The following is a 20,200-nucleotide window of genomic DNA, read 5'->3' as shown; positions in this document are numbered from 1 at the left end:
GCCTCCACATTATTTCTCCCCCTGGCCCAGGAGGCGAATAGTTATATTTCATCAGACTTTATTGATGAACCCGATATGCTTTACGTCACATTAATACGTACATGACCACTGTTACTGGAGAAACAAAATGAATTATCCGGCAGAACCCTTCCGTATTAAAAGCGTTGAAACTGTATCTATGATCCCGCGTGATGAACGCCTGATAAAAATGCAAGAAGCGGGTTACAATACTTTCCTGTTAAATTCGAAAGATATCTATATTGATCTGCTGACAGACAGCGGCACCAACGCCATGAGCGACAAGCAGTGGGCCGGAATGATGATGGGTGATGAAGCGTACGCGGGCAGCGAAAACTTCTATCATCTGGAAAGAACCGTGCAGGAACTGTTTGGCTTTAAACATATTGTTCCGACTCACCAGGGGCGCGGCGCAGAAAACCTGTTATCTCAGCTGGCAATTAAACCCGGGCAATATGTTGCCGGGAATATGTATTTCACCACCACTCGTTATCACCAGGAAAAGAATGGTGCAGTGTTTGTCGATATCGTTCGTGACGAAGCACACGACGCCGGTCTGAATATTGCGTTTAAAGGTGATATTGATCTTAAAAAATTACAAAAGCTGATTGATGAAAAAGGCGCAGAAAATATTGCCTATATCTGCCTGGCTGTGACGGTTAACCTCGCGGGCGGCCAGCCGGTCTCGATGGCGAACATGCGTGCGGTGCGTGAACTGACACAAGCGCACGGCATTAAAGTGTTCTACGACGCCACCCGCTGCGTTGAAAACGCCTACTTTATCAAAGAGCAAGAGCAGGGCTTTGAGAACAAGAGCATCGCCGAGATCGTGCATGAGATGTTCAGCTATGCCGACGGTTGTACCATGAGCGGTAAAAAAGACTGTCTGGTGAATATCGGCGGCTTCCTGTGCATGAATGATGACGAAATGTTCTCTGCCGCCAAAGAGTTAGTCGTGGTGTACGAAGGCATGCCATCCTACGGCGGCCTGGCCGGACGCGACATGGAAGCGATGGCGATTGGCCTGCGCGAAGCCATGCAGTATGAGTACATTGAGCACCGCGTGAAGCAGGTTCGCTACCTGGGCGACAAGCTGAAGGCCGCTGGTGTACCGATTGTTGAACCGGTAGGTGGTCACGCGGTATTCCTCGATGCGCGTCGCTTCTGCGAGCATCTGACGCAGGACGAGTTCCCGGCGCAAAGCCTGGCGGCGAGCATTTATGTGGAAACAGGCGTGCGCAGTATGGAACGCGGAATAATCTCTGCAGGCCGTAATAACGTGACCGGTGAACACCACCGACCGAAACTGGAAACCGTGCGTCTGACTATTCCACGCCGCGTTTATACCTACGCGCATATGGATGTCGTGGCTGACGGCATTATTAAACTTTACCAGCACAAAGAAGATATTCGCGGGCTGAAGTTTATTTACGAGCCGAAGCAGTTGCGTTTCTTTACTGCGCGCTTTGATTATATCTAAATAATCATTATGGCCCCATCTCAGGATGGGGCTTTTTTGTATTCCTTTTCTATGAACAGGAAGCCTTTGCGGTGCCCGTTACCGTGGCATAACTAAAAAAAGTAAACCCTGACTCCGACATTTTTATTATCCGCATGATGTACAAATGACAGCTGTAATTATAACGAATAGTCTACAGGAACATTTATCATGGATATTAATGCCATTGAGCGACAGAGTTGTACCCCCGGACTGATTAGCGGAACCATGTTGGTTATCGCAACCGTAGTGGGTGGCGGGATGTTTTCCCTGCCGATTGCGATGGCCGGCGTATGGTTTCCCGGTGCCTCTGTTATTCTTCTGTTTATCGCCATCATGATGTTATTAACCGGTCTGATGCTGGTCGAAGTTAACCTGCATTATGGTGCCGGTGCCAGTTTTAATACCTTTACTCAGGATTTATTAGGCCGAAAGTGGAATATCGTGGTCGGTATCGCTTTCGGCTTTGTGCTGTATATTCTGACCTATGCCTATATCTCCGGTTCGTCGGCGGTGATGGCGCAAACCGTGTTCAAATACAGCGGCGTGCGCTTTCCGGCGAATATTTCGGTGGTGATCGTCAGTATGTTGGTAGGGGCGATTGCCTGGTACAGCTCCCTGCTGGTTGGACGCATCACTACCGTGCTGATTATCGGTAAGTTTGTGGCGTTCTTTGCCACGTTCTCCGGGCTGATTGGCCATATCGAAGTGGCAAAACTTATCGACAGCGTGGCGGTGGCGTTGCCCAATTCGCAGTATTTGCCCTATATCCTGATGACGCTGCCGTTCTGCATCATCTCGTTTGGTTTTCACGGTAACGTACCGAGCCTGGTCAAGCTGTATGGCACGAGGGGGATCTCGAATATTACGCGTTCGATTATCATCGGCACGCTGTTTGCCCTGCTGTTATATATTTTCTGGCTGGGTGTGACGATGGGTAATATCAGCCGTGCCTCATTCCCGCCGATTATCGCCAAAGGCGGCAATATCGACGTGTTTGTCGAGGCTATCAGCGGGCTGTTCACCAGCCGTTATATGGATCTGATCCTGACCTTCTTCGGCAACTTCGCGGTAGCCAGCTCACTGCTGGCGGCAACGCTTGGTCTGTTCGATTATATCGCCGACCTGTTCCACTTCCCGGATGACGGTATAGGCCGTCTGAAAACCGCGCTGGTGACCTATTTCCCACCTGCTGCTGTGTGCTTCTTCTTCCCGAATGGTTTCGTGCATGCGATTGGCTATGCCGGTCTGGCCTTTACCATCTGGAGCGTGATCCTGCCGCCGTTCCTGGTGAAAGCCGCGCGAAAACGTTTTCCGACTGCCAGCTATACCGCGCCGTGTAATAACACCGTGCTCAATCTGGTAATAATCTGCGGGGCGATTGTCTATCTGACGGTTGTTCTGGATGTATTTGGTCTGCTGCCAACGTTTCGTTAGTGCGGGGGAGTTATGTTTCTGACATTGCTACGATTTCAGCATCCGCTGGTTTATCGCTTTGCGTGGCTGCGCTTGCGGGTGGTGGTGTTAAGAACGTGCGGGCTGCGTAAGAAAAAAGCGGGAAATAAGACTCAGGCCTGTCGCTGACAGGCCTGCCTGGCATTACACCCGGAAGTAGCGTGGTGGGATCAACGCGGAAAAGGCGTCGAACTTCTTCACCATCTTTTTCCAGAACAACATAACAACAATCCTCGATTTGAAACATTGGCGCTATTGTAGTCAGCGCCGACAAATCGTAAAGCCAGTGACATCGTTCCGATTCCGGGGCGGTGTAAACCTTTTAGTTCACCATTGCGTCAAATACGATTGCCGCGAATTTGACGGGGTTGACAATGGGTTACGCCATAAACCAGTAATAAAAGAGACCGACTTTCAGGCCGAGGATTACGATGTAGGCACAGCAGTATTTCATGGTGCCAGACATAATCTGGTTGGCCTGGCCGTCCATTTTAGTGGCTGAAACCGCAATGGCGATACTCTGCGGCGAAATCATTTTCCCTCCTGTTGCGCCAGAGGTGTTGGCCGCCGCCAGCCAGTTGGGATCGATATGCAGTTTACTGGCGGCAATGGTTTGCAGTTTGCCGAACAGAATGTTCGAATTGGTATCGCTGCCGGTAACGAACGTACCCAGCGCACCAATCACCGGGGCGAGGAAGACGTACGAGCTGCCGGTCAGATCGACAATCGACTGGGCCAACGTGGAGATAATCCCGCTGAGATCCATCACCGTGGCCAGTGCGACGATCGCCATAATCGCCACAATGGAATTTTTAAGCTGGAAAATGGTTTTGATAAACACTTCCAGCATCCCGCGCGCGGACGCCCCCTGAATAAAACCGCCGATAATGGTCGCAAAGATGATCAGCATCCCCGGCGTGGTCACCCATTCAACCTTGAGCGCCAGCGTTTTGCCGTCAGCAAGCGTGAAATGCAGCACCGAGGCCAGTTGTGAGGCTGCGCCTTTTATCGTCGGGAATAGCGGCGAACACAACAGGATAAAGACAAATATGAACAGATAGATAGAACCCACGCGGAACAATACTTTTGCCGAACGCGGCGTGGTTTCGCGGTTATGGCTGACTTCAATTCGCCACTCGGGATCGGTTTTCCCATTGCGCAGACGGCTAACCATCGCCACGGCAAACAGGCTGACCAGGCTACCGGCAAAGGCGGGTAATTCAGCACCGAGATGAATAGCGACAAAATACTGCGGAACCAGCGTGGTAATACCGCAAATCAGCGTAATTAAAAATACGCCGCGAATGGCTCTCAGGCCGCCGCCAATAATGCAGATAATCACAAATGGCAGCAGGATATTAAACAGCGCAAGCTGCAGAATAATGGTTCCGCCCAGGGTATAAACCGGCAGGTTAACCTGTTCCGCCAGAATAGAAACTGGGATCCCGACTGCGCCGAATGCGGTGGGAACGGTATTTGCCACCAGAGAGGCTATTGCCGCCTTCAGTGGGTTGAAACCCAGTGCGATAAGTATACCGATCGGAATGGCGACCGCTGTACCATAACCCGCCGCGGCTTCAAGAAATCCACCAAAGCACCATGAAATCAGCAGCACCTGAATACGCTTATCTTCACTAATGCTGGCGAGGATATCGCGCAGAATATCCAGCGCTTTGGTTGCCTGCATGACGTTATAACTGAAGATAGCGCCGAGGATCACAATCACAATCGGCCATAATCCCTTCAGCGCACCATAGCCTATCGCGGCTTTGAGATTCTGTACGGGCATCTCCCAGAACAGAGCCGATAGCGCAGCAGTGAATACTAAAGAGATCAGTACGGAATAATGGATAGGCATTTTCAATTTTAATATTAAAAATACCATCAGTAGTAAAGGAGAAAGTGCCAGGGCAAACATAAAATATTCGTTCATTGCTATTCCTGATTGGTTTATTAAACCTGATTTATATTTATGTCGGGAAGGCTATATTGCTGTATAAATAAAAGATGCAAACTGAATCGCTTCAGTGAATAAAGTAATTATGATTAATGGTTTTGTAACTATTGTAATCTTTTAATTAAAATTCAATGCCAGGTAAATATACTAAAGAGCAAGTTGAATACCTATAAATAGTTATTTGATAACTCTTTTAATAATGGTAGTGACAGGAATAATTATCACCTGAAACTATTTTTAACCGACTCATAACACGGTGATTTTCAATATAAAAATGTGAGCGAGGCCGAAAGAAATAAACCAGGGTATTGCATGTACGAGTTGATTGGAGGATTATTTGGTTTTGTCATACAAATGAAAATACAGGTATTTAAGATGATCCTGATATAAGAAGCGGAGAGCGGCCATCTCAGGAGTATGATCCGACAAACACCATGAACCCAGACATCGACAAAACCAGCAAACAGAAGACTGGGCGTGATATAGCGATATCAAGCGCAATAAACAGAAATGAAGCAATGGAGTAGTTATTGTGAATGTAAATTTCTTTGTTACCTGTATTGGTGACGCCCTGAAATCACGGATGGCACGAGACTCCGTATTGCTACTGGAAAAACTGGGCTGTCACGTTAATTTCCCCGAGAAGCAAGGGTGTTGTGGTCAGCCAGCCATCAACAGCGGTTACATCAAAGAGGCGATCCCCGGAATGAAAAACCTGATCGCCGCCCTGGAAGACAACGACGATCCGATTATCTCTCCGGCAGGCTCCTGCACCTACGCGGTAAAAAGCTACCCGACGTATCTGGCGGATGAACCTGAATGGGCGCTGCGCGCCGAGAAGGTTGCCGGACGTATGCAGGATCTCACTTCTTTTATCGTCAACAAACTGGGCGTGGTGGATGTCGGTGCCAGCCTGCAGGGCCGTGCGGTATATCATCCTTCCTGTAGCCTGACTCGCAAGCTGGGGGTGAAGGAAGAGCCGCTGACGCTGCTGAAAAACGTGCGCGGGCTGGAGCTGATGACATTTGCCGATCAGGACACCTGCTGCGGCTTTGGCGGGACATTCTCGGTCAAGATGGCCGAGATATCTGGTGAGATGGTGAAAGAGAAAGTCTTACATCTGATGGATGCGAAGCCGGAATATTTGATTGGCGCGGACGTCAGCTGCTTGCTGAATATTGGCGGTCGGCTGCAACGTGAGGGCCAGCCGGTCAAAGTGATGCATATTGCTGAAGTGCTGATGAGCCGCTGAGGGGAAAGAGATGTCGATAAAAACCAGCGATGTAGAGTTTAAACTGCGCATTCGTCAGCAGATCGAAGATCCGATCATGCGCAAAGCCGTGGCCAACGCGCAGGAGCGTATTGGTGCGAATCGGCAGAGAATGGTTGATGAGCTAGGCCACTGGGAAGACTGGCGCGATCGTGCCAGCCAGATCCGCGATCACGTTCTGAGTAACCTCGACGCTTACCTGTATCAACTCTCCGAGAAAGTGACGCAAAACGGCGGCCACGTCTATTTCGCAAAGACCAAAGAAGACGCTACCCGCTACATTTTGCAGGTTGCGCAGCGTAAAAACGCGAAGAAAGTGGTGAAGTCCAAGTCGATGGTGACCGAAGAGATCGGCGTCAACCATGTGCTGCAGGATGCCGGAATTCAGGTGATCGAAACCGATCTCGGCGAATATATCCTGCAGTTGGATCAGGATCCGCCTTCGCACGTTGTGGTCCCGGCTATTCATAAAGATCGTTATCAGATCCGCCGCGTGCTGCACGAGCGTCTGGGTTACGACGGCCCGGAAACCCCGGAAGCCATGACCTTATTTATCCGTCAGAAGATCCGCGAGGATTTTCTCAGTGCTGAAATCGGTATTACCGGCTGTAACTTTGCTGTGGCGGAAACCGGCTCTGTTTGCCTGGTGACCAACGAAGGCAACGCACGGATGTGCACCACGCTGCCAAAAACACACATTGCGGTGATGGGCATGGAACGTATCGCGCCGACCTTTGCCGATGTGGATGTATTGATCACCATGCTGGCGCGTAGCGCCGTGGGCGCGCGTCTGACGGGCTACAACACCTGGCTGACCGGCCCGCGTGAGGCGGATAATGTCGACGGTCCGGAAGAGTTTCACCTGGTGATTGTCGATAATGGCCGCTCGCAGGTGCTGGGTTCGGCGTTTCGCGATGTGCTGCGCTGCATCCGCTGCGGGGCCTGTATGAACACCTGCCCGGCGTACCGTCACATTGGCGGACACGGCTATGGTTCTATCTATCCCGGCCCTATCGGCGCGGTGATCTCTCCGCTGCTCGGCGGCTATAAAGATTTTAAAGATCTGCCTTACGCCTGTTCATTATGCACGGCCTGCGACAGCGTTTGTCCGGTAAAGATTCCGCTGTCAAAACTGATCCTGCGGCATCGTCGGGTGATGGCCGAGGAAGGCATCACCCCGAAAGCCGAGCGTCGGGCGATAAAAATGTTCGCGTATGCCAATAGCCATCCGGGGCTGTGGAAAGTCGGGATGATGGCGGGCGCACATGCGGCGAGCTGGTTTATCAATGGTGGCAAAACTCCGCTTAAGGTTGGCGCGATTGGTGACTGGATGGAGGCGCGCGATCTTCCTGATGCCGACGGTGAGAGCTTCCGCAGCTGGTTTAAGAAACATCAGGCGCAGGAGAAAAAGAATGGATAACCGTACCGCGTTTTTAAACACTATCGCCCAGGCGCTGGGCCGCCCTCTACGTTTTGAGCCGCAAGCGGATGCCGCGCCGGTGAACAACTATGCCAACGAGCGCCTGACCGAGCTGAGCCCGCAACAGCGTTGCGATGCGTTTACCCAGTTTGCCAGCGAGGTGATGCTGGCCCGCTGCGAACTGACCCGCGAGGAACAGGCCGCAGAAGCCGCGCGACGCCTGTGCGAAGAGTTGGGTCAGCCGGTGGTTATCAGCGGCGACAGTCGACTGGTGGAACTGGGCATCACGGAACGTCTGCAGCAGGAATGCAACGCCGTGGTCTGGGACCCGGCGCGAGGCAGCGAAAATATTGCCGAGGCTGAGCAGGCGAAAGTGGGGGTGGTGTATGCCGAGTATGGCCTGACCGAGTCCGGCGGCGTGGTGCTGTTTTCCGCGCCGGAGCGCGGGCGTTCAATTAGCCTGCTGCCGGAGTCCTCGATTTTCGTGCTGCGCAAAAGCACTATCCTGCCGCGCGTTGCCCAGTTGGCAGAGAAACTGCATCAGAAGGCGCAGGCCGGTGAGCGTATGCCGTCGTGCATTAACATTATCAGTGGACCCAGTTCGACGGCAGATATTGAGCTTATCAAGGTGGTTGGGGTGCATGGCCCGGTGAAGGCGGTATATCTGATTATTGAGGATTGTTGAGGCAGGATTCAGAACCGCTCTGGCGTGAAGAGCCAGAGCGGTATCGACGTTATGCAATCAAGCTGATGATCAATACGATAATCAGGTCAATAACGGAGTTCACCAGCTCCAGTAACGCCGGGTCGACGCCAACCAGTTGACCGGTTGCCAGACGAATAAGCACGGTTATCAACCACGCCATGATGTACGGAGAGATATTGCCGTGCGACATCAGCATGCCGATGGTATCGCCAATGCCGGTATCAATAATGGTCTGCTTCAGTACGCCGCCTGTGCCGATGATCAGGATCACCATGGCGATGCTTTTCACTGCGTTTTCAAAGGCATTCATCACCCACTGCATGTCGTGACCACGCGCGGTACCAGAATAGACACGCCGAAGGAGGGCAGATTGTTCTGGTCAACCAGTACGTCGGCTTTCATGAACGACGGCGTTGGGCGATCGAGGTTGCCGAGGAACTTTGGCAGGATAAGCCCGGCGCAGCTCACGCTCGGAATCATCACCAGAATGCCATAGATGTAGACCATGCCCATGCCCATGCCCATGCCCATGTCCGCGCCGTAGGCGTTAACCAGCGCAACCGGCCCCGGCTGTGGCGGGAACAACGAGTGAGTGGTGGCGGCGGTAACGGCGGGGATCGCCAGCTTGGTTGAACTATTATGATTTTTGGTTGAGATGCTACCTATATTGGTTAACCATTGATGCGATGAATGTCATATTGCGTTACATATTTACAGTCTTACCGAACTGAATGGCCTTAATTAGGCGATCTAATCGGCATAAACCGTGATTTGGTTAACCAATTTATCGTTTCAGGTTGACATGTCATACCAAAAGGGGGAATTTATATGCCATATCGTCGAGTCCATAACGTAAACGAGGAATAAAACATGGAACAGACATGGCGCTGGTATGGTCCTAACGATCCGGTCACCTTAGCGGATGTTCGTCAGGCGGGTGCCACAGGCGTTGTCACCGCTTTGCACCATATCCCTAACGGGGAGGTGTGGACGGTTGATGAAATCCTGAAGCGCAAAACTATTGTTGAGCAGGCGGGCCTGGTCTGGTCGGTCGTCGAAAGCGTGCCGATCCACGAAGACATTAAAACCCGTTCCGGCAACTATCTGCAGTGGATCACCAACTACCAGCAAAGCCTGCGTAACCTGGCCCAGTGCGGCATTCGTACCGTGTGCTACAACTTCATGCCTGTTCTCGACTGGACCCGTACCGACCTGGAATACGTCCTGCCGGACGGCTCCAAAGCGCTGCGTTTTGACCAGATTGAATTTGCCGCCTTTGAGCTGCATATCCTCCAGCGTCCGGGCGCGGAAGCAGACTACACCGCCGAAGAGATTGCTCAGGCAAATGAACGCTTCGCCACCATGAGCGATGAAGACAAAGCGCGCCTGACCCGCAACATCATTGCCGGTCTGCCGGGGGCAGAAGAGGGCTACACGCTCGACCAGTTCCGCCAGCATCTTGCGCGCTATAAAGATATCGATAAAGCCGCGCTACGTGAGAATTTCGCCGTCTTCCTGAAGGCGATTATTCCGGTGGCGGAAGAAGCTGGCGTACGCATGGCAGTTCACCCGGACGATCCGCCGCGCCCGATCCTCGGCCTGCCGCGCATTGTTTCCACGGTGGAAGACATGCAGTGGATGGTCGATACGGTTAACAGCATGGCGAATGGTTTCACTATGTGCGCCGGTTCCTACGGCGTGCGGGCGGATAACGATCTGGTCGACATGATTAAACAGTTTGGCCCACGCATTTACTTCACCCATCTGCGCTCCACGCTGCGTGAAGATAATCCGAAAACCTTTCATGAGGCGGCGCATCTTAATGGCGACGTCGACATGTACGAAGTGGTGAAAGCGATCGTTGAAGAAGAGCAACGCCGTAAAGCGGAAGGGAAGGAAGATTTGATCCCGATGCGTCCGGACCATGGCCACCAAATGCTGGACGATCTGAAAAAGAAAACCAACCCAGGCTACTCCGCGATTGGTCGCCTGAAAGGGCTGGCGGAAGTGCGCGGCGTTGAGATGGCTATCCAGCGCGCTTTCTTCAGCCGCTAAAGCGAGTTGCCGGCCACCTGTCTGGCCGGCTTTTTCTTTTCTCATCCGTTGGTCTTTCAACGGGTTCTGGAGTTCACGATGACAACGACAATTGCCAATAGCGACCTGCCGGTTGCGCGCCCTGCATGGGACAGCTCGCGCCTGCAATCCCGCATTGTTCACCTGGGATGCGGCGCTTTTCACCGCGCGCATCAGGCGCTGTACACCCATCATTTGCTGGAAACCACCGACAGCGACTGGGGGATCAGTGAAGTTAACCTGATGCCGGGTAACGACTGCGTACTGATTGAAAATCTGCGCAAGCAGCAACTGCTGTATACCGTGGCGGAAAAAGGCGCGGACAACACCGTGCTGAAAGTGATCGGATCAATGAAAGAAGCGCTGCACCCGGACCTTGACGGCTGTGACGGTATTTTACAGGCTATGGCGCGCCCGCAGACGGCAATTGTTTCGCTGACGGTCACCGAAAAAGGCTACTGCACCGATGCGGCCAGCGGTCAGTTAGATCTCAATAACCCGCTGATTAAACACGATCTGGCGAATCCTACCGCGCCGAAATCGGCGATTGGTTACATCGTACAAGCGCTGTACCTGCGTCGTGAGCAGGGGCTGGCTGCCTTCACCGTGATGTCCTGCGATAACGTGCGTGAAAATGGGCATGTGGCGAAAGTCGCGGTGCTGGGGCTGGCGCAGGCGCGCGACCCGCAGCTGGCGCAGTGGATTGAAGCTAATGCCACTTTCCCGTGCACCATGGTCGACCGCATTGTTCCGGCAGCGACGCCGGAAACGTTACAGGAGATTGCCGACCAGTTGGGCGTTTACGATCCGTGTGCTATCGCCTGCGAGCCGTTCCGTCAGTGGGTAATTGAAGACAATTTTGTCAACGGTCGTCCTGACTGGGACAAGGTTGGCGCACAGTTCGTGGCCGACGTGGTGCCGTTTGAAATGATGAAACTGCGCATGCTCAACGGCAGCCACTCTTTCCTCGCGTATCTGGGCTATCTCGGCGGCTATGAAACTATCGCCGATACCATGACGAATCCGGCGTACCGCAAAGCGGCGTTTGCGCTGATGATGCAGGAGCAGGCGCCGACGCTCTCGATGCCGGAAGGCACCGATCTCAACGCTTACGCGACCCTGCTGATCGAGCGTTTTAGCAACCCGTCTCTGCGCCACCGTACCTGGCAAATTGCGATGGACGGTAGCCAGAAACTGCCGCAGCGCCTGCTTGATCCGGTGCGTCTGCACTTGCAAAACGCCAGCGGCTGGCGTCACCTGGCGCTGGGCGTGGCGGGCTGGATGCGCTACACCCACGGTGTGGATGAGCAGGGGCAGGCCATTGATGTTGTCGACCCAATGCTGGCTGAATTCCAGCGCATTAACCGACAGTACCAGGGGGCCGAACGCGTGACGGCGCTGCTGGGGCTGTCTGGCATTTTTGGTTATGACCTGGCGGAAAACGCCGACTTTGTGGAGACCATTATTGCGGTGTATCAACAGTTATGTGAACACGGCGCACGTGAGTGCGTTGCGGCATTAAGCGCTGACGCATAACCTCCGAACTATGACGGGTCAATCAAAATATTGGTTTGGTTGACCCGTTTTCTGTTTTTGGCTTCCCGCAAATGCTATAGTTCGGTACTTATTCACCGTATCTGATTACACGCATCTGACGGACATAACACGATGAAATCGAACACTTCTCAGCAAAGACCCTACCAAGAAGTGGGTGCCATGATCCGCGATCTGATTGTTCAGACGCCGTACCAGCCCGGTGAACGCTTACCACCAGAGCGTGAAATTGCCGAGATGCTCAATGTCACTCGCACGGTGGTTCGCGAAGCGTTAATCATGCTGGAAATTAAAGGCCTGGTGGACGTGCGGCGCGGGGCCGGGATCTACGTGCTCGATAATGCGGATGCGCAGACCATCGACAGTACGGATGCAAATCATTGCAATGATGCGGGGCCGTTTGAGCTGCTGCAGGCGCGGCAGCTGCTGGAAAGCAATATCGCTGAATTTGCCGCGCTGCAGGCTACCCGCGAAGATATCGTCAAAATGCGCCAGGCGTTGCAGCTCGAAGAGCGGGAGCTGGCGTCCAGCGAGCCAAACGGTTCTGAAAGCGGCGACATGCAGTTCCATCTCGCCATCGCCGAAGCCACGCATAACAGCATGCTGGTGGAGCTGTTTCGCCAGTCATGGCAGTGGCGTGAGAACAACCCGATGTGGATCCAGCTCCATAGCCACCTCGACGACACTCATTACCGCAAAGAATGGATGGGCGACCATAAACAGATCCTTGCGGCATTAATCAAAAAAGATGCTCGCGCGGCCAAGCTTGCCATGTGGCAGCATCTGGAAAATGTCAAACAGCGCCTGCTGGAGTTTTCAAATGTAGATGACATTGATTTTGATGGTTATCTGTTTGATTCCTGGCCGCTGGATAAAGTTAATGCCTGATTTTCCTTCCTCTCATAAGCGGGCTATTGCGGCCCGCACCGCACTTTTACGTATCCTTATTCATTGTCCTACCAGGTCGATATTCACGTTTTGAATGACACGTAAAAAATTGTTTCCATCGCCTCAAATGATCATTTTTCCGCCGTCTTTGTGCGATGGAAATTGATTTATATCAATTAAAAACAACTTATTTTCGCGTGCAAAAAAATGCGTTATTTACCTTATTTTTACCTTTCCGTGCTTATTTTTAGACAAAACGGATCTGGGTAAAGTGAGAATCAACGCGATCCCTGCAGTTATCAGGATAAGGCATATCGGCATAACTACGCATAAAAACAAGCGTTTCGCGTAAATGTATACATTAATGAGGGTGTGTAACTTATTGGCCATTATGATGTTTTGAGTTGTGGTATGTCTAACGTAAATTTCTCATGTTTTTTTAATCAAATGAATAAAATCGAATAAGCGTAAAGTTAACATTACATATTGTTCCATAAACATGTCATCTTTCACTTGAAACATTGTTCCATTTTTCTGCTTTTTATTAACAGTTTCATTACTATTATGACTGTATTTTGCCGTTGACATGTTTTTACACTAACTGCATATTTCATAACCATAAGCGTGTCATTACGTTCAGGAGTTGAAAATGCCATCTCGAGACTATCCCGATATTCGAAAACCCAGAGGGACCCGATCAAAAGATATGGTTCTTTTAAGTGCCCGTGTCGATACCTCTTTATGGGAATATGTGCGAACGCTGGCATTTGAAACACGAAAAAGCAAACAAGATATTATTGCTGAAGCATTAATGTTACATCGCTCTGTTAATAAGAGTGAAAGTTTAGAGTAATGACTCTCTGTCCGGGTTTTGTTTAAAACCCAAGAATGAAATATGTCTTGCTACTTCACTTTGAAAGTCAGTTTGATGGCGTAAATCGGGAAGATATTTATAGCCATTTTTCATCAAGTGTGTTTAATCTGACAAAGTTATTAGCTTACGGGATACTTTTTAAACCGTGACAGGTATTTACCTGGATATATTGTTGCTGCTTAAGATTATATTCTTTTAGCGGTGATGAATCGCTGTTTGTATAATTGTGCGGCGCTAATTAACGCGGCGAAAAGCAGCGCTGCCGCACCACACAGTGTGGCGTTGATGATGGCAACTGCGCCGCTTCCCAGCAGGCTGGTTAATAGCGGTCCGAGAATTTGTCCAATGCCGTATGTCAGGGTGACCAGACCCAGCAGATTAATATTGCGCGGCACGCTAAGTTGACGGGCGAGCGGCATCACCAGCGACGTGGTGCCCATAAACGTTGCACCAAAACCGACGCTGCTTATCACCAGCAGCGGCAAGGAATCGCTGGCGAGCGTCATGACCACGCAGGCGCTTTGTATCAGCAAATTCGCCGTCAGGCATTGCAATACTCCCCAGCGTCGGGCGGCCCACAGCCAGGCGAAACACCCCGGAATAATCGATATGCCAACCAGCGACCAGAGATGAGCCGTCAGCAGATGCGAACCGGCGCTTTTCGCCATCAGTGGCAGGTAGGTGGCGACAATGATGTAACCAAATCCGGCCAGCCCGTACAGCAGCGCCAGCAGCCACCAGGACATCGGCTGATGCTCTGTTTTTACCGGGGGCGCGGCGGGGAGCGTATGGTCGCGAGAGGGCAGAAGCATAACCAGTAGCACAAAGAACAGAGCCGAGGCTGCCGCTGCCCCTAACCACAACGTGTGTGATGACAGCGCAAAGTGCAGACCACTGATGACATATTCATTACCCATCAAAATGCCAGCGCCAACGCCGGAGAACAACGCGGCGATCACGAAGGGATGACGGGTATGATGCAGAACGATCATCGAGCCAAAGATCATCATACCGGCACTGGCGACGCCCGCCAGAAAGCGGATCAGCATGACCAGCACAGGCTGTGTAAAGCTGGCCATCGCCAGAATCAGTCCGGCGGTGGCGAGTGCAGAAATTAACAGCATCGGGCGTAAGCGTGAGGGAAGGTGGAAGAGCCCGAAGGAGAAGAGCAGGCTTCCCGCCAGATATCCGGCGTAGTTGGCGCTGGCAATCCACGAGAGCTGGTCAAACGTAAATTGACCTTCCGACAGCAGTACCGGCAGCATTGGGGTATACAGAAAGCGCCCAATCCCCATGCCCAGCGTTAAGACCAGCATGCCAAAGAGTGCGACGCTGATGGCATGGCGATTTGAATCTGGACTTCCCTGAGACATACGCACCTTGATTTCACACAGTGAGTCGGGTGATTGTTATATTACATGTGTAAATGATAATGAAAAGTAAAAAAATAAACGACGCAAAAACCTTTCTCCTTAAAAATTCGCCAGCGTCAGCAGGGACGGAATTTGTGACAACAGATATAACACCAGCCCAATAGAACCGCCGACCAGCGTGCCGTTAACGCGGATAAACTGCAAATCTTTGCCAATGTTTAACTCAATTTGCTGTGACATATCGCGTGCATCCCAACTTTTCACTGTGTCGCTGATATGGCGTGTCAGGAAGGAGGCAAACTCCGGGGCAACTTTATGCGCGGCCTGCTCCAGATGCCCATTGAGTGAGGCACGCAAGGCGCTGTCAGCAACCAGCGTTTCGCCAAACCACTGCCCGGCGCTGGCAATGCGCTGCTTCACGCGGGAATCGTCGGCGTTAATATCTGTTTTCACCCACTGGCGCAGATCTGCCCACAGTTCGCCAAGATAACGGTTGAAGGCTTCGTCTTCCTTCAGATAGCTTTTCATGCTTTCGGCCCGCACTGCCATCTCAGGATCGTTTTTGAGCTTGTCGATGAGCTTAAACGTGGCGCGATCGAACGCGTGGCGGATCTGATGCGCTTGATCGTGGCTGATGTCATCCAACAAGGAGTTAACGGCTTCCGATACCAGCTCGGCGCTGTGTTCGCCCAGCCATTCGGTCGGCAGGATCTTTGCTTTCAGCGGATGCTCGGTCTCCAGCCAGTGCACTATCTGTCGGGCGATAAATGTCCGCGAACTGTCGCGCTGGAGCAGGGCAATAAGCTGGGCAATGAGCGTGTCGAGCAGTACCTGATGGCGATTGTTTTTGGTCATGCTTTCCAGCATCAGAGCACTGGTTCCGGAGAGATCGACCTTATCGATGGCTTTGTGCACCGCCCGCTTGATCAGCCGCTGGATGCGAGCGTCGTCGGTCAGCTCCAGAAAGCCGCTCATGATCTGCAGCAGATGTTGACCAATACGCTGGGCGTTTTCCGGCTGGCTGAACCAGTTGCCGATTAGAAGCGCCGGTTCATGGCGGCGGATCAGAGCTACCAGAGATTGGGTATCGAGGAATTTCTCTTGCACAAACTGCCCGAGATTTTCGCCGATCCGATCCTTATTGCGAGGGATAATCGCCGTATGTTGCGAAATAAACGGGATCGGCACCCGACGAAAAAGCGCCACCACAGCGAACCAGTCCGCCAGCGCGCCTACCATCGCTGCTTCAGCGATCGCCTTGGTCCCGAGAACCCAGAAATTAGGCGGCAGAAACAGCGTGATGACGAAGGTGGCGGCCGCAATCAGCAGCAATGAGAGCGCCAGTCGCTTGGCGCGTTTGAGTTCAGCAATTTTATTCATAGGCTTAAGGATAGAGCCAGACGGGGGGATCGCGCAAAAAATGTGGTGCGTGTCCCATTTTCCGGCGGAGAGACCTTACTTCGGGATCCAGTTGTCCCAGGCGGGTAAGGGGCCGAGTTCTGCCACCAGAAAATCGATAAACGAACGCACTTTCGGGTTGCTGTACTTGCTGGGAAAGTACAGTGCATACAGGGTGTGAGTTTCACAGGTGATGGTGCCGTCGAGCATTAGCGGCGTGATCTCTTCTTTTTGAATATGATCGCCAATCAGATAAGTGGGCAAATACGCCACCCCCTGATCTTCTAACACCGATTTCAACAGCACCAGACTGCTGTTGGCCTGGATCGGCATATGCAGTTTTAACTGATGCAGTCGATCCTGTTCATCTGCCACCTTCAGCACCGGCGTGAGGCCCGGGTAGACCAGGCAATCATGATCTACCAGATCGCTCCGGCGCTGGGGCATGCCTTTTTTGGCAAGGTAGCCGGGTGAGGCACAGTACGCCCAGCGAACAGGTACCAGCTTGCGCATCGCATAGTTTTGCGGCGGTGCGGTGGAAATTCGCAGGGCAATGTCGAAATCCGTTTCGTTCAGGTTCACGAAGTTATCGTTGAGATCGATATACAGATTCACATCCGGGAACTGGGAGCGATATTTATCCACCAGGTTCACCAGTCGGGAATAACCAAACGCAATGGAGCAGGTTATACGTAATTCACCCTGCGGGTTATGGTAATAACCGGAAGTAGTGTTCAGTGTTTCATCGAATTCTTTCAACAGCTTGTTAGCGCGATTAAAGAGATATTGCCCGGCATCGGTCAGGGTAATACTGCGGGTGGTGCGTTTAATTAATGTCGTGCCTAACGTATCTTCCATCGCCGCCAGGCTTTTGCTGACCGCAGACGGCGAGACGTTGAGCTGCGCCGCGGCTTCTGACAATCCTCCGCAGTCGACGATTTTAGTAAAAAATTCAAGATGCTTAAGTGAAATCGTCGTACTCATAATTTCCTTAAATTCACAAGTGATTTGCAAAAACGGTACGAATAGGCCGTTACATTCATCTTTTAAACATGCAACTATTGAATCACAGGAAACAACTTGCTGGCAAAATGAAAAAATAACAACTTAGGTGAGTTACGTCACAAAATTAAAGGAGGCGAAACGGAAACTCATCACATTGTGAATTTAATCTCATTAATTATTATTCTAAAGGTACCGATTATGTGGTCACGACTCGAACCCTACAGATCGTCGATTATTTTATTAGTTGCTTTGGTGATTGGCGGCTTATTAGGCATTTATGCCCCATCGTTTGCAGGTAAACTCCAGCCTATAGGTCAGATATTCCTGAACCTGTTATTTATGATTATTGTGCCGCTGGTGGGGATCAGCGTCATGTCGTCCATCGCCAGTATGACCGACCTGAAAAGGTTAGGGCGCATCATGGCAATAATCTTTATTGTTTCGATCGCGATGGCCTTTATTCCGGCGGCCGGGATCGTCGCGCTGGCGCTATGGTATAACCCGGCGCAGGGCGTCACTATCGATCTCTCGCAGTCGGTGCAGGCGGGCAGTGGCAAGATGGATTTTGTCAGCATGATCACCACCAGCGACTTTATCGGACTGTTTTCTAAGTCCAATATTCTGGCGCTGATCGTAATGGCGATCATCGCCGGAGTGGCGATTGGGCAATCAGATCAGGCCGGTAAACGCATTGCGTCGCTGCTGGAAGATGCTAATACCGTGATCATGAAGATCGTCTCGATCATTATGAAGGTGGCACCGGTTGGTCTGGGCTGTTATTTCGCGGCCACCATGGCCAGTCAGGACTCTGCACTGCTGTTAACCTTTGCCCGTGCTATCGGCCTGTTTATGGTCGCCACGTTGGTCTACTTTGTTTTTGGCTCGATTATCTATTCGTACATTGGCGGCGGTGTTCCTGCAGTCAAAGCCTTCTGGCGAAACGCGATTGAACCCTCCGCGACCGCGCTGGGAACCTGCTCTTCGCTGGGGACGCTCCCGGTGACCCTGCGTGCCGGTAAGGCGATGGGGATTAACCCGGAAATCGTTGATGTTTCCATTCCGCTGCTGGTTAACCTGAACAAAGGCGGCGTGGCGATGATTGCCGCGCTGAAAATTGTCTTTATCTATTCCGTACTGGGCATGGAGTTCACTACCGAAACCTTCTTCCTGACGATGCTGATTGCGGTGCTCTCCGCCATTATCGTCGGCGGCGTGCCGGGCGGGGCGTTCCTCGGTGAAATCTTTATCGTCACCACGCTGGGTCTGCCAATGGAAGCGATCCCGATGCTGGTGGTGCTGGGCACCATTACCGATGCGCCAGCCACGTTGATTAACGTAATCCATGATTTGAATGCGGCGCAGATTGTTGAACGGTTCGCTGGAAAAAAGCAGATCAACACTGAAATAAACTCTACTGCTACGGTGGTATAGGTTTTCACACGGATTAAGAACAGGAGATGTTATGAAAGACGCAATGAAGCTTGAGACGCACCTGGTTGTTGCGGGTCGCGACAAACGTTATACCCAGGGAGCGGTGAATCCGGTGATCCAACGCGCCTCTTCGCTGGTGTTTGATACCGTGAAGGACAAGAAATTTGCCACCGCCAATCGTGCGAACGGCGAACTGTTTTACGGTCGTCGCGGCACATACACGCACTTTGCTTTCCAGAAGGCCATGAGCGAGCTGGAAGGCGGCGTTGGTTGCGCGCTTTACCCGTGCGGTGCGGCGGCGGTCACTAATGCGATTCTGGCGTTTGTTCAAAGCGGCGACCATATCCTGATGACCGGCGCGGCCTATGAACCAACCCAGGATTTTTGTAATAAGATCCTGAGTAAATTCAACGTTGAAACCACCTATTACGATCCGCTGATCGGCCCGGGTATTGTCGATCTTCTGCGTCCTGAAACGAAAGTGGTATTCCTGGAATCCCCCAGTTCAATCACCATGGAAGTGCAGGACGTGCCGGGAATGGTGAAGGCGATCCGCGCGGTGAACCCGGAGATTGTCATTATGATCGACAATACCTGGGCAGCGGGTGTGCTGTTTAAAGCGTTGGATTATGGCGTGGATATTTCCATTCAGGCGGGAACGAAGTACACCATTGGTCATTCGGACGGCATGTTAGGCACGGCGGTGTCCAACGCCCGTTGCTGGGATCGCCTGCGTGAAAATTCCTATCTGATGGGACAAACGCTGGATGCCGATACGGCCTACAACGGCAGCCGTGGATTGCGCACCCTGGCGGTACGCCTGAAGCAGCATCAGGAAAGCAGCATCCATATTGCCCGTTGGTTGTCGGCCAGACCGGAAGTGGCGCGGGTGAATCATCCGGCCTTACCAGAGTGTCCGGGGCACGAGTATTTTCAGCGTGACTTTACCGGAAGCTCAGGTCTGTTCTCGTTCGTGCTGAAAAAGAGACTTACCGACGAGCAGATGGCGAATTTCCTCGATAACTTCTCGCTGTTCCATATGGCTTATTCGTGGGGCGGGTTTGAGTCGCTCATTCTGGCGAATCAGCCGGAGGAACTGAACAGCATTCGCCCGGCAGGAGAGGTGGATTTCAGCGGCACGCTGGTCAGGGTGCATATCGGCCTTGAGGATATCGACGATCTGATTGCCGATCTCGAAGCGGGATTTGCGCGCATTGCTTAAGGTGATGTGAGTTGTGTCGGATGTGGCGCAAACGTCATATCCGGCCTGCTGCAACTAT

At 52.0% G+C, this 20,200-nt stretch carries 16 protein-coding genes and 1 pseudogene; 12 read left to right on the top strand and 5 right to left on the bottom strand.

The features are described 5' to 3' along the window. The first annotated feature begins 127 nt into the window (after positions 1-127). From NMD08_RS22500 to NMD08_RS22490, 3 genes are all read left to right on the top strand, one after another. Positions 128-1,498 carry a tyrosine phenol-lyase gene (locus tag NMD08_RS22500; protein ID WP_151216629.1) on the top strand — a complete coding sequence of 457 codons (1,371 nt, stop codon included), beginning with the start codon at positions 128-130 and terminating at the stop codon, positions 1,496-1,498. Positions 1,499-1,687: 189 nt separating this feature from the next. Then, positions 1,688-2,953 carry an aromatic amino acid transporter gene (locus tag NMD08_RS22495; RefSeq protein ID WP_370619099.1) on the top strand — a complete coding sequence of 422 codons (1,266 nt, stop codon included), beginning with the start codon at positions 1,688-1,690 and terminating at the stop codon, positions 2,951-2,953. A 12-nt stretch (positions 2,954-2,965) separates the two neighbouring features. Next, complete coding sequence (locus tag NMD08_RS22490; RefSeq protein ID WP_256484194.1) at positions 2,966-3,100, top strand: hypothetical protein; 135 nt, start codon at positions 2,966-2,968, stop codon at positions 3,098-3,100. 250 nt (positions 3,101-3,350) lie between these two features. Here the strand turns inward: NMD08_RS22490 and NMD08_RS22485 are convergent, their stop codons facing one another. After that, positions 3,351-4,904: an L-lactate permease gene (locus NMD08_RS22485; RefSeq protein ID WP_151224503.1), complete on the bottom strand. Its 1,554-nt coding sequence runs from the start codon at positions 4,902-4,904 to the stop codon at positions 3,351-3,353. A 556-nt stretch (positions 4,905-5,460) separates the two neighbouring features. Here NMD08_RS22485 and NMD08_RS22480 point away from each other — a divergent pair. Genes NMD08_RS22480 through NMD08_RS22470 form a run of 3 tightly spaced genes read left to right on the top strand, consistent with a single transcriptional unit; the run spans position 5,461 to position 8,303 of the window. Next, positions 5,461-6,180, top strand: a complete 720-nt coding sequence (locus tag NMD08_RS22480) for a (Fe-S)-binding protein (RefSeq protein ID WP_151216632.1) — start codon at positions 5,461-5,463, stop codon at positions 6,178-6,180. Positions 6,181-6,190: 10 nt separating this feature from the next. Beyond that, positions 6,191-7,618, top strand: coding sequence for a LutB/LldF family L-lactate oxidation iron-sulfur protein (locus NMD08_RS22475; RefSeq protein ID WP_187259159.1), 1,428 nt, complete (start codon positions 6,191-6,193; stop codon positions 7,616-7,618). Further along, positions 7,611-8,303, top strand: a complete 693-nt coding sequence (locus NMD08_RS22470) for a lactate utilization protein C (RefSeq protein ID WP_151216633.1) — start codon at positions 7,611-7,613, stop codon at positions 8,301-8,303. The genes NMD08_RS22475 and NMD08_RS22470 overlap by 8 nt, the downstream gene beginning before the upstream one ends. Before the next feature lie 49 nt (positions 8,304-8,352). On the opposite strand, the pseudogene NMD08_RS22465 reads toward NMD08_RS22470, so the two are convergent. Further along, positions 8,353-8,951: pseudogene (locus NMD08_RS22465) on the bottom strand (gluconate permease); the annotation flags it as partial. Between the two features lie 243 nt (positions 8,952-9,194). On the opposite strand from NMD08_RS22465, the gene uxuA reads away from it, so the two are divergent. The 4 genes from uxuA to NMD08_RS22445 all read left to right on the top strand — a co-directional run bounded on the left by uxuA (position 9,195) and on the right by NMD08_RS22445 (position 13,692). Continuing rightward, positions 9,195-10,379: a mannonate dehydratase gene (uxuA, locus tag NMD08_RS22460; RefSeq protein ID WP_370619097.1), complete on the top strand. Its 1,185-nt coding sequence runs from the start codon at positions 9,195-9,197 to the stop codon at positions 10,377-10,379. A 78-nt stretch (positions 10,380-10,457) separates the two neighbouring features. After that, positions 10,458-11,933: a fructuronate reductase gene (locus NMD08_RS22455; RefSeq protein WP_370619095.1), complete on the top strand. Its 1,476-nt coding sequence runs from the start codon at positions 10,458-10,460 to the stop codon at positions 11,931-11,933. 132 nt (positions 11,934-12,065) lie between these two features. Next, entirely contained in the window at positions 12,066-12,839 is a 774-nt protein-coding gene (gene uxuR / locus NMD08_RS22450) for a Uxu operon transcriptional regulator (protein ID WP_003033268.1), read from the top strand. 649 nt (positions 12,840-13,488) lie between these two features. Further along, positions 13,489-13,692 carry a hypothetical protein gene (locus NMD08_RS22445; protein ID WP_151216636.1) on the top strand — a complete coding sequence of 68 codons (204 nt, stop codon included), beginning with the start codon at positions 13,489-13,491 and terminating at the stop codon, positions 13,690-13,692. A gap of 206 nt (positions 13,693-13,898) precedes the next feature. On the opposite strand, the gene NMD08_RS22440 is transcribed toward NMD08_RS22445, so the two are convergent. The 3 genes from NMD08_RS22440 to NMD08_RS22430 all read right to left on the bottom strand — a co-directional run bounded on the left by NMD08_RS22440 (position 13,899) and on the right by NMD08_RS22430 (position 17,468). Further along, on the bottom strand, positions 13,899-15,086 hold the full coding sequence (locus NMD08_RS22440; protein ID WP_370619093.1) for an MFS transporter: 1,188 nt from the start codon (positions 15,084-15,086) through the stop codon (positions 13,899-13,901). Between the two features lie 99 nt (positions 15,087-15,185). Further along, a complete protein-coding gene (locus NMD08_RS22435; RefSeq protein ID WP_151216638.1) occupies positions 15,186-16,466 on the bottom strand; it encodes a DUF445 domain-containing protein in 1,281 nt (426 codons plus the stop codon). Positions 16,467-16,541: 75 nt separating this feature from the next. Next, positions 16,542-17,468, bottom strand: coding sequence for a LysR family transcriptional regulator (locus tag NMD08_RS22430; protein WP_370619091.1), 927 nt, complete (start codon positions 17,466-17,468; stop codon positions 16,542-16,544). 219 nt (positions 17,469-17,687) lie between these two features. Between NMD08_RS22430 and NMD08_RS22425 the strand changes: the two genes are divergently transcribed. Further along, positions 17,688-18,920, top strand: a complete 1,233-nt coding sequence (locus NMD08_RS22425) for a dicarboxylate/amino acid:cation symporter (RefSeq protein WP_151216639.1) — start codon at positions 17,688-17,690, stop codon at positions 18,918-18,920. Between the two features lie 31 nt (positions 18,921-18,951). Beyond that, positions 18,952-20,142, top strand: coding sequence for a cystathionine beta-lyase (gene metC, locus NMD08_RS22420; RefSeq protein WP_210904392.1), 1,191 nt, complete (start codon positions 18,952-18,954; stop codon positions 20,140-20,142). Positions 20,143-20,200: the final 58 nt, after the last annotated feature.

Origin of the sequence: Citrobacter meridianamericanus (genome assembly GCF_041320245.1) — a bacterium.
Lineage (GTDB): Bacteria > Pseudomonadota > Gammaproteobacteria > Enterobacterales > Enterobacteriaceae > Citrobacter > Citrobacter meridianamericanus.
This window is presented reverse-complemented; position numbering and strand designations above follow the sequence as displayed.

What these genes read in the sequence shown, in the direction of transcription:
- NMD08_RS22500 (WP_151216629.1), top strand. Translation starts at nt 128, where the DNA reads ATGAATTATCCGGCAGAACCCTTCCGTATTAAAAGCGTTGAAACTGTA.
- NMD08_RS22495 (WP_370619099.1), top strand. Translation starts at nt 1,688, where the DNA reads ATGGATATTAATGCCATTGAGCGACAGAGTTGTACCCCCGGACTGATT.
- NMD08_RS22490 (WP_256484194.1), top strand. Translation starts at nt 2,966, where the DNA reads ATGTTTCTGACATTGCTACGATTTCAGCATCCGCTGGTTTATCGCTTT.
- NMD08_RS22485 (WP_151224503.1), bottom strand. Translation starts at nt 4,904, where the DNA reads ATGAACGAATATTTTATGTTTGCCCTGGCACTTTCTCCTTTACTACTG.
- NMD08_RS22475 (WP_187259159.1), top strand. Translation starts at nt 6,191, where the DNA reads ATGTCGATAAAAACCAGCGATGTAGAGTTTAAACTGCGCATTCGTCAG.
- NMD08_RS22470 (WP_151216633.1), top strand. Translation starts at nt 7,611, where the DNA reads ATGGATAACCGTACCGCGTTTTTAAACACTATCGCCCAGGCGCTGGGC.
- uxuA (WP_370619097.1), top strand. Translation starts at nt 9,195, where the DNA reads ATGGAACAGACATGGCGCTGGTATGGTCCTAACGATCCGGTCACCTTA.
- NMD08_RS22455 (WP_370619095.1), top strand. Translation starts at nt 10,458, where the DNA reads ATGACAACGACAATTGCCAATAGCGACCTGCCGGTTGCGCGCCCTGCA.
- uxuR (WP_003033268.1), top strand. Translation starts at nt 12,066, where the DNA reads ATGAAATCGAACACTTCTCAGCAAAGACCCTACCAAGAAGTGGGTGCC.
- NMD08_RS22445 (WP_151216636.1), top strand. Translation starts at nt 13,489, where the DNA reads ATGCCATCTCGAGACTATCCCGATATTCGAAAACCCAGAGGGACCCGA.
- NMD08_RS22440 (WP_370619093.1), bottom strand. Translation starts at nt 15,086, where the DNA reads ATGTCTCAGGGAAGTCCAGATTCAAATCGCCATGCCATCAGCGTCGCA.
- NMD08_RS22435 (WP_151216638.1), bottom strand. Translation starts at nt 16,466, where the DNA reads ATGAATAAAATTGCTGAACTCAAACGCGCCAAGCGACTGGCGCTCTCA.
- NMD08_RS22430 (WP_370619091.1), bottom strand. Translation starts at nt 17,468, where the DNA reads ATGAGTACGACGATTTCACTTAAGCATCTTGAATTTTTTACTAAAATC.
- NMD08_RS22425 (WP_151216639.1), top strand. Translation starts at nt 17,688, where the DNA reads ATGTGGTCACGACTCGAACCCTACAGATCGTCGATTATTTTATTAGTT.
- metC (WP_210904392.1), top strand. Translation starts at nt 18,952, where the DNA reads ATGAAAGACGCAATGAAGCTTGAGACGCACCTGGTTGTTGCGGGTCGC.